At 37.8% G+C, this 14,754-nt stretch carries 17 protein-coding genes; 11 read left to right on the top strand and 6 right to left on the bottom strand.

The window, feature by feature from the left end:
- Positions 1-136: 136 nt before the first annotated feature.
- On the bottom strand, positions 137-499 hold the full coding sequence (locus BS34_RS0106470) for a DUF6172 family protein (protein WP_029407720.1): 363 nt from the start codon (positions 497-499) through the stop codon (positions 137-139).
- Between the two features lie 125 nt (positions 500-624).
- Entirely contained in the window at positions 625-930 is a 306-nt protein-coding gene (locus tag BS34_RS0106465; protein WP_029407719.1) for a peptidylprolyl isomerase, read from the bottom strand.
- Positions 931-1,066: 136 nt separating this feature from the next.
- Here BS34_RS0106465 and BS34_RS0106460 point away from each other — a divergent pair, with 136 nt between their 5' ends.
- Positions 1,067-1,513 carry a hypothetical protein gene (locus BS34_RS0106460; RefSeq protein WP_029407718.1) on the top strand — a complete coding sequence of 149 codons (447 nt, stop codon included), beginning with the start codon at positions 1,067-1,069 and terminating at the stop codon, positions 1,511-1,513.
- Between the two features lie 360 nt (positions 1,514-1,873).
- On the opposite strand, the gene BS34_RS0106455 is transcribed toward BS34_RS0106460, so the two are convergent.
- Both BS34_RS0106455 and BS34_RS0106450 read right to left on the bottom strand, forming a co-directional pair.
- Positions 1,874-2,158 (bottom strand): VF530 family protein, encoded by a 285-nt coding sequence (locus BS34_RS0106455; protein ID WP_051640723.1) that lies wholly within the window; start codon positions 2,156-2,158, stop codon positions 1,874-1,876.
- Positions 2,158-3,489: a glycosyltransferase gene (locus BS34_RS0106450; protein ID WP_029407716.1), complete on the bottom strand. Its 1,332-nt coding sequence runs from the start codon at positions 3,487-3,489 to the stop codon at positions 2,158-2,160. The genes BS34_RS0106455 and BS34_RS0106450 overlap by 1 nt, the downstream gene beginning before the upstream one ends.
- 123 nt (positions 3,490-3,612) lie before the next feature.
- On the opposite strand from BS34_RS0106450, the gene BS34_RS0106445 reads away from it, so the two are divergent.
- From BS34_RS0106445 to BS34_RS0106425, 5 genes are all read left to right on the top strand, one after another.
- Positions 3,613-3,942: a hypothetical protein gene (locus BS34_RS0106445; protein ID WP_029407715.1), complete on the top strand. Its 330-nt coding sequence runs from the start codon at positions 3,613-3,615 to the stop codon at positions 3,940-3,942.
- Positions 3,943-3,983: 41 nt separating this feature from the next.
- Complete coding sequence (locus BS34_RS0106440) at positions 3,984-4,322, top strand: DUF5052 family protein (RefSeq protein ID WP_233993152.1); 339 nt, start codon at positions 3,984-3,986, stop codon at positions 4,320-4,322.
- Positions 4,323-4,669: 347 nt separating this feature from the next.
- Positions 4,670-5,095 (top strand): hypothetical protein, encoded by a 426-nt coding sequence (locus tag BS34_RS12595; protein WP_051640722.1) that lies wholly within the window; start codon positions 4,670-4,672, stop codon positions 5,093-5,095.
- A gap of 132 nt (positions 5,096-5,227) precedes the next feature.
- Positions 5,228-6,436, top strand: coding sequence for a GGDEF domain-containing protein (locus BS34_RS12590; RefSeq protein WP_051640721.1), 1,209 nt, complete (start codon positions 5,228-5,230; stop codon positions 6,434-6,436).
- A gap of 225 nt (positions 6,437-6,661) precedes the next feature.
- On the top strand, positions 6,662-7,114 hold the full coding sequence (locus BS34_RS0106425) for an FKBP-type peptidyl-prolyl cis-trans isomerase (protein WP_029407711.1): 453 nt from the start codon (positions 6,662-6,664) through the stop codon (positions 7,112-7,114).
- Positions 7,115-7,194: 80 nt separating this feature from the next.
- Here BS34_RS0106425 and BS34_RS0106420 read toward each other — a convergent pair whose 3' ends face one another.
- A complete protein-coding gene (locus BS34_RS0106420) occupies positions 7,195-7,482 on the bottom strand; it encodes a PP0621 family protein (protein ID WP_029407710.1) in 288 nt (95 codons plus the stop codon).
- A gap of 400 nt (positions 7,483-7,882) precedes the next feature.
- Here BS34_RS0106420 and sucC point away from each other — a divergent pair, with 400 nt between their 5' ends.
- From sucC to BS34_RS0106405, 3 genes are all read left to right on the top strand, one after another.
- Positions 7,883-9,046 carry an ADP-forming succinate--CoA ligase subunit beta gene (sucC, locus tag BS34_RS0106415; protein ID WP_029407709.1) on the top strand — a complete coding sequence of 388 codons (1,164 nt, stop codon included), beginning with the start codon at positions 7,883-7,885 and terminating at the stop codon, positions 9,044-9,046.
- Between the two features lie 3 nt (positions 9,047-9,049).
- Positions 9,050-9,931 carry a succinate--CoA ligase subunit alpha gene (gene sucD / locus BS34_RS0106410; RefSeq protein ID WP_029407708.1) on the top strand — a complete coding sequence of 294 codons (882 nt, stop codon included), beginning with the start codon at positions 9,050-9,052 and terminating at the stop codon, positions 9,929-9,931.
- Positions 9,932-10,007: 76 nt separating this feature from the next.
- On the top strand, positions 10,008-11,639 hold the full coding sequence (locus BS34_RS0106405; protein WP_029407707.1) for an NAD+ synthase: 1,632 nt from the start codon (positions 10,008-10,010) through the stop codon (positions 11,637-11,639).
- A 201-nt stretch (positions 11,640-11,840) separates the two neighbouring features.
- Here BS34_RS0106405 and BS34_RS0106400 read toward each other — a convergent pair whose 3' ends face one another.
- A complete protein-coding gene (locus BS34_RS0106400; RefSeq protein ID WP_038126297.1) occupies positions 11,841-12,716 on the bottom strand; it encodes an outer membrane protein assembly factor BamD in 876 nt (291 codons plus the stop codon).
- Between the two features lie 199 nt (positions 12,717-12,915).
- Here BS34_RS0106400 and rluD point away from each other — a divergent pair, with 199 nt between their 5' ends.
- A complete protein-coding gene (gene rluD, locus BS34_RS0106395; RefSeq protein ID WP_029407705.1) occupies positions 12,916-13,959 on the top strand; it encodes a 23S rRNA pseudouridine(1911/1915/1917) synthase RluD in 1,044 nt (347 codons plus the stop codon).
- Between the two features lie 21 nt (positions 13,960-13,980).
- Positions 13,981-14,751: a peptidoglycan editing factor PgeF gene (pgeF, locus tag BS34_RS0106390; RefSeq protein ID WP_029407704.1), complete on the top strand. Its 771-nt coding sequence runs from the start codon at positions 13,981-13,983 to the stop codon at positions 14,749-14,751.
- Positions 14,752-14,754: the final 3 nt, after the last annotated feature.

Here is a 14,754-nt window from a genome sequence, read left to right as displayed (position 1 = left end):
ATATTTAAATAGGCTTCTCAATCGCTGTATTGTCTGATTAAATCTAAGTTTTTAAACTTAACCAGAGAAAGTTAATTTTTTACAGTTTAGAATTTATCTGATATTGCTATCTAGTAAAGCTTCTCAGGATTAACTTTTATTGAAAATCTTCATCAAGTTCTTCATCAAACTCATCATCAAAATACTCTTCTTGTTCAAGCTCTTTAAGTTCAGCAGGTTTTTTAGTGCGGGTAACGGCTTTAGCTAAAATTTCAAGATAAAATGACTCTAGGCCATCGGCTTGCACTTTGTCGATGATATTGTTTATTTCACTAACATGAAATTCTTTACTCGTTGATTCGTCAGCTCCAAACTTACAATCAAAGTCCCAAAAATTAGTTCCTTTAGGTAAGGCTTTTTTGCGTTCACGATTTAGGTATTTTCTCACTTCCTTTTTAATCGATTCAATCTCGCGGTTAGCTTGAGGATTTTCAGGGGTTAATTTATAAGTTTTTTTCATGATATCTCACAATATAGGTCGAGCTTAAAAAGAGCGGTGATTATAGGGTATTTTGTAGGTTCAAGAGTGCCTTATTTATTTTTGTTTGGATAATATTGGCGTTAATCTTGTCGTTAATCTTGGTATTAATCTTTATTGGCTAAATGGCGTTTAGTTACCCATGTTAAGTGATAACCATGAACCGTTTTAATTGGGCCAATTAGGGTGTTTATCGGTTCGTTAAAAATCGCTTCAGCCATTTCAGTCGCAATGATTTCAGGTTTTACTAATCCAATATCGCCGCCAATTTTTGCTGAAGGGCAGATTGAGTGAGTTTTAGCGAGTTCAATTAAGTCCTCTAAGCAATCAATTTGTGTCTTTAGTGTCACACATTGCTCTTCATTATCGACTAATATGTGGTGGGCTTTAGCACGTGAATCAGGGTGAATCATAATAAACCTCAATTAACAGAAAAACTATTTGATAAGAGTATAAAGAATTCTATTCCTGTTAAGTGAAGATTGTTACACTAAGTTTACACTGCTTAGTTATACTTAGGTTTTTTTAGTGGTATAAAGAATTTTGAATATGAGTAAATACCCTTCGATATTTTTGAATGTAGTGTTGGCCATTACATTATCAAGTATGGCCACAACCTCTCAGGCAATTGATACCAGGCAAGCTATTTGGTTAGATCCGGTTGAAAAAGAAGTGCTTTTAATGGAAATGCGTAACTTTTTAAGAGGTTCGCAAGAGGTTTTAGATTATTCGCTTCAAGGGGATATGGATTTGGTTCATCGAACGGCAAATCCAATTGGTACTAAAATGCTAAAAAATTTACCAAAAGAGATGACTAATAAAATGCCAAAGTCTTTTTATGTAATGTTAAAAACATTACATTATGGTTTTGCTGAAATTGCGGATATTTCAAAATCTTCAGAAGCTCAGCCGGTAGTGGTTATGCAAAAGCTGGCGAGCATGCAAAAACTTTGTGTGGGTTGTCATGCAACCTATCAACTCAAGGTGAATAAATAGAGAACTTTTTCAAAGCTACCAGGCCTGGTAGCTTGTTTTTTTGGGTATATGTATTTTATGATTGATTAAATAAATCTTTTAACCACGAAGACACGAAAGCACGAAGATTTCTAATGTTTAATACCAACTTAAATTTAACGAATAACCAAACTAAACGTAATAAATTAATTGCTGTTAAACTATACAAATGCAAAGCCTTATAGGCATGACTTAAGATCGTTAGGGTATGATTTTCTAATCGCTTTTATTTATTTTTTATCTTCGTGCCTCTGTGTCTTCGTGGTTAATTTTTACAATACTGGATAATCAATCACAAAATATGGATACCCGTTTTTTTATATATTCGTTTATCTGCTTAAACTAGCTTTTTTTGTATTTTCCCCAGTTTTGTTTTGAGCGTATATAAAGTTGTTCAACTTTTTCTCTGGACCATGGGGTTTTTCTTAAAAACGTTAAACTAGATTTTAGGCTAGGGTTACTTTTAAAACAATTAACTGGAATCTTTTCAGCCAAACCTTCCCATCCATAATGTTCTTCAAGTTCACTTACAATCGTTTTAAGACTTAAACCATGCAGTGGATCATTAGGGTGCTCACGTTTTTCAGATGTTTGTTGGTCGGTTTTTTTAGGGGGTAAATTATTCATTAATTCTCATTCTTATTATTTTTTGCTTCTATCCATTGTGCCATATATTGAGTGCTTTTGTGATGGTGATGATTCAGTATTGAGCCAATAAAATTTTGACTACGGTGGTCTTCTAAATGATCAAGCATCTCTTTACAATGTGTGGGTAAAGAGTGTTTTTCTTTAACCTTTTTGTTATTTAAAACATAACGTTGACTGACTATGTTAAAGCCAGTTATTTTTTTATTTAACCAGGCCTGGTGATTTTGATAGAGTTCAATTGCAGCGTCAGCAAACTCGTTGCTACTGTTGGCAATGTTACCAGGCCAATCACTTTTAGAGTCATCGAGCATAGACTCTTTCCCTATTAAAGTTGTAACGCTAGGCGTACCATTTAACATGGCTTCTGCAAGCTTGCCTTTTATGCCCGCACCAAATCTTAAAGGGGCTAACAGTACTTTGGCATTTTGAATAACATCAAATGCATCTTCAGCCCAACCCTTAACTAAAAAGCCTTGTTTGGGATTGTTTAATGCCGTGGCTTTGGGTGGTGGATAAGCTCCATAAATATGCATTTCTGCTTGGGGAAGTTGTTGTCGAATGATGGGCCAAATCGCTTCTTTTAACCACAAAACGGCATCCCAATTCGGGTCGTGTCTAAAATTACCTATGGTCACAAAATGCTGACGTTGTTCAAAGGTGGGAAGGTTTTTAGTCTCTAGCTCTTTATAAAGAAATGGCAAATAGAAAAGTTGTCTAGCGGGGATTTGAAACTGTTCTTTTAATAGTTTAATTTCAAATTCAGAAATCATTAAGGTTAAATCGCATCTGAAAATTGCGGCTATTTCTCTTTTGGTTATTTCGGTTTTTGTCATTTTTGAGAATAACCAGGCCTGGTCGGTTAAGGTTAAGTTTTTAAGATTGATTTCTTGGGGTTTAGTTTTTAAGTAGTCTTTAATGATTTGTTGGCGGCATGCTCTTAAAGAGTGTAAATCTTCGGTATTTAGGACTCTTAAAGCGTTAGGTGCATATTTTTCTACTCGCCAACCAAATTGTTCTTCCATCATAAAACGATCGAAAATGACCAGGTCGGGTTGTAAATTTTTAATAAATTGGTCAAAACTGGCATTGTTCAATTCTATGTTTTGCTCAGTGATGCCAGATTTGGTTAAATCTACTCGGTGTTCTCCAAGTTTAGCGGGGCTAGCAAAAGTGATATTCCAAAGGTCATCTTGAAACAATTTGATTAACTGCATCATTCGGCTACCGGCTGCAGATGAGTTAGGTTCTGGCCAAACATAACCAATAATTAATAATGTTTTATTTGCTGGGCACTGAGAGGAGTGGTTCAAAGTCGTGTCTACTTTTTGATTGGTTTTGATATTGGCTTGAATATGAAACTTTTAACATTATATTGTAATAATCTAAGTGCAATAATGATAACAAAGTAAATGGTATTGTTTTTAAGGATGTATATGAAAAAGAGTTTATTGATTTTGGGTTTGATTGCCATAACAAACTCTGCGCAAGCAGGCTTATGGGAAGATTCTAAATCCTTAGCGGCTGAGGCTTGGGAAAGTACAAAAGAAGCTTCGCTTGATTTAAAAGATAGTGCCTCCCAGAAATGGAATGAAGTAAAAAAAGAGATGGGTTCATCTGAATCAGAAGAAGAGAGTGGACAGCTTTCTGATATTAAAAAATTAGGTGATAAAGAAACTTATATTAAAGCTTGGGAAGGGATTAAAGAGAGCGCGATGAATCCATCAGAACCGAATGTTGATGAAAACGGGATTCCCAAACAATAGGCTATAATAGGTTTAATTAATAAAATTATAGGTGGTAGTTCATGCAACAAAATCAATTCAAATTAAACACAAAACGCTTAGTTTCGATGACGTTAGCGGGCATTATTGGGTTAACCTTAATGTTTTCTTTAAGTGGTTGTGAAAAGGTTGCCAATAGTGCTAAAAACCTTCAATCTGACTGGGTTGGTTTAAATCGAACGGTTGAACTTTACACTTGTATGACGGGTAAGCTAATTAAGGTTTATCGGGGGGATGTTCGATTAAATCCTGAAGATACGTATGGCGCCTCGCTGTTAATTGATGGTAAAAAAGTTCATACCAATTTGTGTTATGTGATTTCAGAAGTTGGCACAAAAGAAGAACCCATAAATATAAAGTGAGACCTTTGCACGAGACGGATGCACGAATAAAAATGGTTAAAAATCGCCTGATTGTTGTTGAAAAACTTGCCAATAGCTAGCTATTAGCTTCGCTTTTCGCCTAAATCAGACAATTTTTACCACATTTTTCTTTCGCGCCCCACTCATGCAAAGGTCTCAAAGTAACTTACTAATAGAAAGTAACTTATTGTTGTAGGAGAAATTAAGGGTTGTTAAATCTAGAGTTCAGCCTTTTTATGGCGATGTTTTCTATTTAAAACAATGCTCTTTTTTATGAAATTCTGCTATTATATTTGCCATTAAATAAAGCAACTAAATAACGATTTCACCTAATTAAAGGTAATAAAATGTTTCAATTTTCAAAGCAAGCAGGCCTGGTAGCTCTAGGTTTTAGTTTGTTAGCTCTAAGTGGTTGTTCTACTCTATCTAATGGTGTGGACTCTGTTGGTAAAGGCGTTGTCTATGCGGGAGAGGGCTTAGAAAAAGTAACTCATGATGTGAGTGTTGAGAAGGTCGATGATGAACGCTTTAATTTATCTACGGAATATAATGAGCCAGTCAGAAAACTAGACAGCTGGGCTATGCGCATAGAAGCAAGAGAAGTTTGTCCTAAAGGTTACGTTTACCTTTCTAGAAACGCTAGAAAAACTGGTGGATTTGCTTATTCTGATACTCAATGTCAGGGCGGAATGTCTTGTTCTTATCAATTAGAGTGGCGAATTAAGTGTCAAGATGTTCCGGATGAGCCGTTTAGTTTATTTGGTAAGATTTAATCCGTATTAACTAACTAAAAAGCCACATTTGAGATGTGGCTTTTTTATATGAGAGATCTTTGCAAAGGTCTCAATATAAAAACGACTAAGTAGAGAACAATTATTACTATTTTAACTCGACATTACCTTTGGTTGACTACCCTTACTGTTGTTACGGTATGGCAAGCATTATCTATTTCACAGTGGCCTGAATCTTGGTTGAGATTGGTGGCTTATGCGCCTTATGCAGTAATGATTCTGGGTGGCTTTATCAGTTTATGGCTTAATCGCATACAACCTTTTTTGGTCTTGTTAAGTGTGTTGTTAGTTAATATATTATTTAGCTATTTTGCACCAGCCGAGCAAATATCCATTGCGCTCTCAATTTTATTTACGATTCTTAGTTTTTTACTCCCTCTGAATTTATTGTTATGGGGTGTTTTGCCAGAGAAAGGTATTCATAACCACTCTTTTAATAGTTTAGCGATGGCTGTTTTTGTGGCTCAAGGTTTGTTGGTTTACTGGGTTATGAGTGAGCTGAATTTGCACTGGATTGATGCTATATCGATGCAAGTATTTCCGGGTGTTGATTTTTATCATCTCTCTTTTGCGAGTACATTGAGCTTTTTATTGGCTGGTTTTATCTTGTCATTAAAGCTCAATCGCCAAAAACAGTTGCGAGTATTTAATCATTCGTTGGTCTTCGTTTTATTGTTAATGGGGTTGGCTCTTAATCAATATATGCAACCCGGTGTTATTGCTTGGGTCTCTTCAATGGTGGGTCTTATTGTGATTTTGTCTTTAGTTTTAGATTCTCACCATATTGCTTATACCGACGAGTTAACTGGCATAAAAGGGCGTAGAGCATTGAATGAATCTTTTATGGGTTTAGGTAAGCGTTATGCGCTTGCCATGATTGATATTGATCACTTTAAAAACTTTAACGATACTCATGGGCATGATATGGGAGATATCGTTTTAAAAATGGTTGCACAAACATTGGATACGGTTAAGGGCGGATCAGTTTATCGTTTTGGTGGTGAAGAGTTTGCCATTGTTTTTGCTGGTAAAACAGCCCATTCGGTAAAATATGAGTTGGAACGCTTACGTGAAGCAGTTGCTAGTCAGATGATTTATGTGGATGCTAAAAATAAAACAAAAGCTTCAGATAAACCGGTAAATGTCACGATTAGTCTTGGATTAGCAGAACCTGATACCAAACATACTACACCTACAGAGGTCTTAAAATTCGCTGATGAAGGCTTATATAAAGCAAAACGTTTAGGGCGAAATAAATTGATTCACTCATTTGAAAAACCGACTAAATCTAGTCCCAAAAGAAACTCCAAAAAAACGGCTTAAACTGTTTAAACCGCTTTAAATCATCTTAAAGCCATTTTGAGACCTTTGCACGAGAGTATGCACGAGTAAAAATGGTTAAAATTTAGCTGATTTTTGTTGGAAAACTTGCGAATAGCTTGCTATTCCCTGCGTTTTCCACCGCAATCAGGTAAATTTTTCCTCATTTTTCTTTCGCACCTATCTCGTGCAAAGGTCTCATTTTCTAACAAAATTTAAAGGTAAATTATGTCTGATAAAAAACGTTCATTGCCAGTAGTGGCAGAAAACAGTGAAATTTCCATAACGTTTAAACTTGAGTTACCCGATGGCACTTTGGTTGAAGAGACTCAGGAGAATGAGCCGTTTCGTTTTCAGATAGGTGATGGTAGTTTTATTAGTACTTTAGAAAGTTTATTAGTGGGTTTGGAACAAGGCACAACGGCTAAGTTAACCTTATCACCAGAGCGTGCTTTTGGTGTTTCTGATCCAGATAACTTTCAGACCATGAATCGAGCCGACTTTCCTGCGGATATGGAGTTACAACCAGGCCATGTTATTGGATTTAATACACCAACAGGAGAAGAGGTACCAGGTACTATTCATGAGTTAGAGGGAGATGAGGTGGTTGTGAATTTTAACCATCCCTTGGCCGATGCAACTGTAATTTTTACAGCTAAAGTTGAAGAGATTTTTGCTTAAAAAGTTTTGGGTATCCGTATTTTATGATTGTTTAAACAATCATAAAATACATATCCAAAGTTTTTTAGGGAGCCCATTTCTTATCGCTCTTTAGAGTGAGCGTGCTCCGCATGATATTTTTGCATATGACCTTCGCTGCAAAAAGTGTCTTTACCATCAAAATAGGCTTCTGCTTGGGGTAGGTGAACGCCGCATTCTGCGCAACGAACCATCTCTTCTGGGTTGTTATTTTTTTTAGCTTGTTGGGCTTTTTCTTTTTGAAACTCTTGTTGACGTTGCTTATCTCTTATTTCAATAACGCGGTTTAATACAAAGCGCACAATAAAAAAAATCAACACTACAAATAGTAGAAATACAATCGCTCTCACAAGCGCTCCTTAATTCAGTTTTATTTTAAAAGTTAAATCATACCTTAAAGTCATCGTTTCATTTAAAAACTTATGTTTTAAGAGGCTTAAAACCTTTTAAATAGGCAATTGTTAATGCATTTAACGCCTAAAAATCATACAATAACAGCAATTTATTTTTTAAGTTGAATATATATAAGAGACCTTTGCACGAGTGGGGCGCGAAAGAAAAATGTGATAAAAATTGTCTGATTTAGGCGAAAAATGTAGCTAATAGCAAGCTATTGGCAAGTTTTCGCCCAACGGAAGTGCCCTTGGGGTACAACAACAATCAGGCGGTTTTTAACCATTTTTATTCGTGCAACCGTCTCGTGCAAAGGTCTCTCTAAGTTTGCTATAACTCTTTGGAGAAGTGTTTTCCATGAATTTACATGAATATCAATCAAAAGCCTTGTTTGCTGAATATGGCATAAAAGTGCCGCAAGGTCAGCTAATTACCCAGTTAGATGAACTTAATAGCGCCCTAGACGCAGTTGGCGACAACGCATGGGTTGTTAAAGCTCAAATTCACGCAGGGGCTCGTGGTAAAGCGGGTGGCGTAAAGCTGGTTAGCTCTCGCGAAGAAGCGATGCAAGTTTCTAGTGAACTGTTAGGAAGTGCTTTAGCCACCATTCAAACAGCGGGTAAGGCTTTACCTATTAATAGCCTTTTGATTGAGCAAACGCTAGATATTGAAGAAGAACTTTATTTAAGTCTTTTAGTTGACCGTGTAACGCGTACTCATACGTTTGTCATTTCTGCTGCTGGCGGTATGGATATTGAAGCGGTAGCCGAAGAGACACCTGAAAAGATTTTTAGTGTGCATATTGATCCAACGGTTGGTGTTATGCCATATCAGTGCCGTGAAGTAGGATTTGCTTTAGGTTTAAAAGGGTCAGCATTTAAACAGTTAGGGCAGTTAATGAGCCGTTTTTATCAACTTGCTTTAGATAAAGATGTTTCTCAACTAGAGATTAACCCTCTAGTAAGAACCACAGACAATGATTTAATTGCTTTAGATGCTAAGGTCAATATTGACCCTAATGCTTTATATAGACAACCAGGCCTGGTTGAATTGCGTGATTTTTCTCAAGAAGATGAGCGTGAAGCCAAAGCCTCTGAGCATGAGTTGAATTATATTGCCTTAGATGGCGATATTGGTTGTATGGTAAATGGTGCAGGTTTAGCCATGGCAACCATGGATTTAATTAAATTAAATGGCGGTAATCCAGCTAACTTCTTAGATGTTGGTGGTGGCGCAACGCCTGAACGTGTTGCGGAAGCTTTTAAGTTAATCTTATCTTCATCGGATGTGAAATCTATCTTAGTCAATATTTTTGGCGGAATTGTCCGTTGCGATTTAATTGCTGAAGGGATTATTCAAGCGGTTCAAGAAGTGGGACTTAATATCCCCGTTGTTGTTCGTTTAGAAGGCACAAACGTAGAACTGGGTAAAGAAATTTTAGCCAATAGTGATTTAAGCATAATTACGGCAGATGGTTTAGCAGATGCCGCACGTAAAGTTGTTGAAGTGGCAGGAGCATAATAGATGAGTATTTTAATTGATAGCAAAACAAAGGTTATCTGCCAAGGCTTCACAGGAAAACAAGGGAGTTTTCATTCCGAACAAGCGATTGCCTATGGAACGAATATGGTCGGTGGCGTTACGCCAGGTAAAGGTGGTCAAACACACCTAGGTTTACCCGTATTTAATACGGTTGCTGAGGCAGTCGCTGAAGCTGGTGCAGAAGCGTCTATGATTTATGTACCACCTGCATTTGCAGCCGATTCTATTATTGAAGCGATTACAGCGGGTATTAAAGTGATAACTTGTATTACTGAAGGGATTCCCGTTGCGGATATGCTTAAGGTACGTGCCGTTTTAGAAAAATCTGATGCCTATTTGATTGGTCCTAACTGCCCAGGCCTGATTACTCCTGGTAATGATGGAGAGGGTTGTAAAATAGGAATTATGCCAGGGCATATTCACTTGCCAGGTAAAATTGGTATTGTTTCACGTTCTGGTACCTTAACTTATGAAGCGGTTCATCAAACTACTCAAAATGGTTTAGGGCAGTCAACTTGTGTAGGTATTGGTGGTGATCCAATTCAGGGGATGAATTTTATTGATTGTCTAACACTTTTCCAGGAAGACTCTCAAACCGAAGGGATTATTATGGTGGGTGAGATTGGTGGCCAAGCTGAAGAAGATGCCGCTGAATTTATTAAAGCCTATGTTACCAAACCCGTGGTTGCTTATATTGCCGGGGTTACCGCTCCAGCCGGTAAGCGTATGGGACACGCTGGTGCAATTGTAAGTGGTGGAAAGGGAACCGCAGAAGCTAAATTCTCCGCTTTAGAAGATGCGGGTGTTAAGGTTGTGCGTTCACCTGCTGATTTAGGGAAAGCAATGAAAGAAACCCTCGGTTAATGGGTGAATTAGGTTTAAAATTGATGACCAGCCGATTCATTTTTTAAATTTTGCGTTGATTAAAGAGAGACGATAAATGACACAACAAGTAACTGTAGTTATGGGACAAATTGATCCGATTGTGGGTGATATTAGTGCAAATGTGGAATTAATAATCAACGCAGCGCAACAAGCAAAAAAAGAACTTCAAGCCGATATTATCGTTTTTCCAGAAATGACAATTACAGGCTATCCACCAGAAGATTTGTTGTTGCGAGATGGTTTATATCGACAAGTCAAAAAAGCCTTAACTCAAATTTGTGAATCCGTTCATGACATTGTTTGTGTTGTTGGCTATCCCATGCAGGATGAACTTGGTGAACGTTTTAATATGGCCGCTTGGATTGAAGATGGAATGATTCAAGCCAGTTATATTAAACAGAATTTACCCAATTACAGTGTTTTTGATGAGCAACGCTACTTTACTCCAGGCCAACAAACCTGTGTTGTTGAGTTTAAAGGTATTAAGTTTGGTGTTTTAGTTTGTGAAGATATTTGGAAAATTACACCTTGTACCGAGGCTAAAGAAGCGGGTTCAGACGTGATATTAAATCTAAATGCCTCACCGTTTTCTGAAGAGAAACATAAAGACCGTATTGCCACTGTGCAAAGACGTGTTGATGAAATTAAACTGCCAATTATTTATGTTAATCAGGTTGGAGGCCAAGACGATTTAGTCTTTGATGGCGGTTCGTTTGCTATGTGTGCAGATGGTGAAGTTTGCGTGCAAAGCCCTGAATTTACTAATGATTTAACTTCGGTAACATTCGTTAAACAAGCCGAATCAGTGGTGATGTTAGAGGGCAGCAAAGCTGAACTCTATGAAGGGGAAGCTAGGGTTTACCAGGCGCTTAAAATGGGCGTTAAAGATTATGTTGAAAAAAACGGGTTTCCAGGTGTTATTTTAGGGCTGTCTGGAGGGATTGACTCCGCATTAACCATGGCGGTAGCGGTGGATGCATTAGGTGCAGATAAGGTTGAAGCGGTCATGATGCCGTTTCATTATACTGCTGAAATTAGTAAAGAGGATGCTGCCCAGCAAGCAATGACAATGGGCGTGCATTACCAATCAATTCCTATTGAATCTATGTATAACGCTTTTGAAGCGGCTTTAGCCAGGAGTTTTGAGGGTGCTCCAGCAGATTTAACAGAAGAGAATTTACAAGCCCGTATTCGTGGGACTTTGCTAATGGCTATGTCTAATAAAGGTGGCAAGATGGTATTAGCAACAAGTAATAAAAGTGAAGTCGCCGTAGGTTATTCAACTTTATACGGTGATATGGTAGGGGGCTTCTCTCCATTAAAAGATATTCCAAAGACTTTAGTTTATCGTCTAGCACAATACCGTAATACACTTTCACCCTGTATTCCAGAAAGAGTGATTACTCGTCCACCTTCGGCAGAGTTAAGGCCTGATCAAGAAGATCAAGACAGTTTGCCAGATTATGAAGTTTTAGACGCGATTATTAAGTACTACGTTAAGCAAGATAAAACTCCACAAGAGATTATTGAGTTAGGGTTTAACGCTGAAGAAGTCAATAAGGTGATTCGTTTAATTGATCGAAGTGAATATAAACGACGTCAGTCTGCCCCGGGTATTAAAATTACCCAACGTGCCTTTGGACGTGATAGACGTTATCCGATTACCAGTCACTATTCTGAAAGTTAACACTAAAAGTAAGCACTAAAAGTTAACAGTAACTAATACAAAAATAACACAAACTAGCGAACTGCTAAAATATTCAAGTTAGCTGAAATTTTGGTAATAAAAAACCCCATCTACCAGGCCTGGTAGATGGGGTTTTTGTTTAATTATTGTAAAGGTCTTTCTTAGCTTAACTAATTATAAACTAATCAAAACTAATCAAAACTAATCAAAAATCCCATCAAAGATACCCGTAATACTAGACCACCAAGACTTATCTTCTTTAGCCGAATTTCCTTTTTTACCATTTTCTGATGGTGAATTTGTTTGAGCTTCAAAGGAGACATCGGTTGCTTCATTGAATGCATCTTTGTTTAGCTGATAAACGTTTTTGGCATTTTGCGCCGCTTCAGTCATACCTAGTTTTTGGTATGAATCTTCAAGCATCGTTAAAGCTTTAAGGGTTGAAGAAGATTGCGGGTAGTTTTCTAGAATGTACTTAGCTCGGTTGGCAGAGGCAAGAAATGCTTCTTTTTTAAAGTAAAAACTTCCTGCTTTAAGTTCGTGTCTCGCCATTTGGTTGCGTAAGATAACTAAACGTTTACTTGCAGCGACCGCATATTTACTATCTGGAAACTGACTAATTAATTGACTGTAGTAATCATAAGCACGTTTAGCCGATTTTACATCACGTGTGGCTGGGTCAGTAACGTAGTTGTCTAGCCAGCTACGAATAATTGAATCGGCAGCCAACCCTTTTAGGTAATAAGCGTAAGCAAGTTGCTTATGTTTTGGAAACAGACGAATAAATTCATCGAGTTCAATAATGGCTGATTCAGGCTCGTCATATTTATAGTATGCATAAGCTAACTCTAAATGAGTTTGCTCAGCATATCTGCCGTAAGGAAAAAAAGCTTTTAACTTTTCATAGTTTTGAATCGCCGTATCCCATTGTTGATCTTTAAAGGCATCGGTGGCATCTAGATAGAACTCTTCTACGGTTTTTTCATCATCCGGCTTTTCAATCAAGCCATTAAGTGTTGAACAGCCTTGTAAAGCCAGGCCAGAAACTAACATTAAGGATAGTAGCGTTTTTTTCATGTTTATTGGGTACTCTTAGGTACAATATGTGTTTTACAATGCGTGAATAAATTTCAAACGATTGTATCATAAATATTGATTATTCAATGATTGGCTTTTATATAAAATCGATCAAAAATGCGAGTTTGCGCATTAGATAAAATTAATAAAACCCTTTAAACGATCACTTAACAATCACTTAGCTAAAAAAGGTTATCTTTTGAGTCAACAAATTCTTACCGCCACTATTCCTCACGATGCTTTAGGCGATCGTTTGGATGTCGTTATCAGCTCACTATTTTCAGATTATTCTCGAAACCGCATTCAGCAATGGATTAAAGACGGTAACCTTAAAGTTGATGGTGAGGTTTGGAAAAAACCACGCCAAGCTGTTTTAGGGGGAGAGCAGGTTGAGTTGTTGGTGGAAATTGAAAACTCGACAGAAATTCCCGCACAAGAAATTGAGTTAGAGATTGTCTATGAAGATGATGCCATTATGGTCATCAATAAGCCACCAGGCCTGGTAGTTCACCCTGGCGCAGGTAATCCGGACGGTACTTTAATGAATGCCTTGTTATTCCATAACCCAGCATTGCGTGAAGTACCTCGAGCAGGGATTGTGCATCGTTTAGATAAGGATACTTCTGGTCTTATGGTAGTGGCTAAAACCGTCCCGGCACAAACTCATTTGGTAGAGCAGTTACAGCGTCATGCGGTGGAACGTATTTATGATGCAGTTGTTGTCGGTAAAATGGCACACGGCGGCACGGTGGACAAACCTATTGGACGCAGTCCTGCAGATAGAAAAAAAATGGCTGTAAGAGCGATGGGCGGTAAAGAAGCCATTTCTCATTACCGTGTCTTAGAGCATTTTAGAGAACATACGCGTATTCGCGTTAAATTAGAAACTGGTCGTACACATCAAATTCGTGTGCACATGGCATTTCTTGGATACCCTTTAGTTGGCGATCCGGTTTATGGTGCACGTTTCAGAATTCCGAAGCGAATGAATGAAGAGTTTGTGAGTTTTTTAAGAGGTTTTCATCGCCAAGCCCTTCATGCAGGAGCCTTAAGTTTAACGCATCCAGTCAACGGTAAAACCATGAAATGGAAAGCCGCCATGCCTGATGACCTCTTTGAATTGGTGGATGTTTTGCGTGAAGATATGGAAGAGTACGAAAACGCACAACTCGGTTACGATGACTTTGATTACGATTACGGCGTTGAAGTTGAGTGGGTAACGGATGAAGATATTCCAGATTAGTATGTAAAAAGAGCTTCTGTTTTGTTTATTATTCCTGATTGGCCAATCCCTAAAAATATCAAAGCCTTATGTACCACTCGTCAAGGTGGTGTCAGTAAGGCGCCTTTTGATTCCCTTAATATGGCAACGCATGTTGAAGATGTCTTAAGTGATGTTATGCAAAACCGTGCCTTAATTCAGCAAAAAGCTAATCTACCTAGCGAGCCTGTGTGGCTCAATCAACAGCATACTGATATTGCCTTAGAGCTGACTAATCAGAGCAGTTTTGCAGAACCTGTGATTGCAGATGCTTCATGGACACAATCGCAAAACGTGGTTTGTGTGGTTATGACTGCTGATTGTTTACCTATTTTACTTACAGATAAACAGGGAAGCTGTGTTGCTGCCATTCATGCAGGCTGGAAGGGTTTGGCAGATAAAATTGTGAGTCAAACCATTCAAAAAATGCCTGTTGAACCCTCAGAATTAATGGCATGGATTGGTCCAGCTATATCCGCAAGACAGTTTGAGGTAGGGCAAGATGTGTTTGATGCTTTTGCACTGCAATCTTCTGATAATACACAGTTTTTTTATCAGCAATCAACACAATCGAGCACAAAATTTCAAACCGTAAAATATTTAGCAGACTTACCAGGCCTGGTAAGTCTTGAAATGCAAAAGTTGGGACTGACTCAAATACACAAAAGTAACTTGTGTTCTTATGAAGATAATGAACAGTTTTTCTCTTACCGGCGTCATGGTAAAACCGGGAGAATGGCCTCTATGATTTGGATTGAAGAATCGCGCTGTTGATTC

It is taken from the genome of Thiomicrorhabdus sp. Milos-T2 (assembly GCF_000702325.1).
Classification (GTDB): domain Bacteria; phylum Pseudomonadota; class Gammaproteobacteria; order Thiomicrospirales; family Thiomicrospiraceae; genus Thiomicrorhabdus.
This window is presented reverse-complemented; position numbering and strand designations above follow the sequence as displayed.

Bases quoted from the DNA above. Each gene is read 5' to 3' on its own strand.
- BS34_RS0106470 (WP_029407720.1), bottom strand. From the start codon at position 499: ATGAAAAAAACTTATAAATTAACCCCTGAAAATCCTCAAGCTAACCGC.
- BS34_RS0106465 (WP_029407719.1), bottom strand. From the start codon at position 930: ATGATTCACCCTGATTCACGTGCTAAAGCCCACCACATATTAGTCGAT.
- BS34_RS0106460 (WP_029407718.1), top strand. From the start codon at position 1,067: ATGAGTAAATACCCTTCGATATTTTTGAATGTAGTGTTGGCCATTACA.
- BS34_RS0106455 (WP_051640723.1), bottom strand. From the start codon at position 2,158: ATGAATAATTTACCCCCTAAAAAAACCGACCAACAAACATCTGAAAAA.
- BS34_RS0106445 (WP_029407715.1), top strand. From the start codon at position 3,613: ATGAAAAAGAGTTTATTGATTTTGGGTTTGATTGCCATAACAAACTCT.
- BS34_RS0106440 (WP_233993152.1), top strand. From the start codon at position 3,984: ATGCAACAAAATCAATTCAAATTAAACACAAAACGCTTAGTTTCGATG.
- BS34_RS12595 (WP_051640722.1), top strand. From the start codon at position 4,670: ATGTTTCAATTTTCAAAGCAAGCAGGCCTGGTAGCTCTAGGTTTTAGT.
- BS34_RS0106425 (WP_029407711.1), top strand. From the start codon at position 6,662: ATGTCTGATAAAAAACGTTCATTGCCAGTAGTGGCAGAAAACAGTGAA.
- sucC (WP_029407709.1), top strand. From the start codon at position 7,883: ATGAATTTACATGAATATCAATCAAAAGCCTTGTTTGCTGAATATGGC.
- sucD (WP_029407708.1), top strand. From the start codon at position 9,050: ATGAGTATTTTAATTGATAGCAAAACAAAGGTTATCTGCCAAGGCTTC.
- BS34_RS0106405 (WP_029407707.1), top strand. From the start codon at position 10,008: ATGACACAACAAGTAACTGTAGTTATGGGACAAATTGATCCGATTGTG.
- BS34_RS0106400 (WP_038126297.1), bottom strand. From the start codon at position 12,716: ATGAAAAAAACGCTACTATCCTTAATGTTAGTTTCTGGCCTGGCTTTA.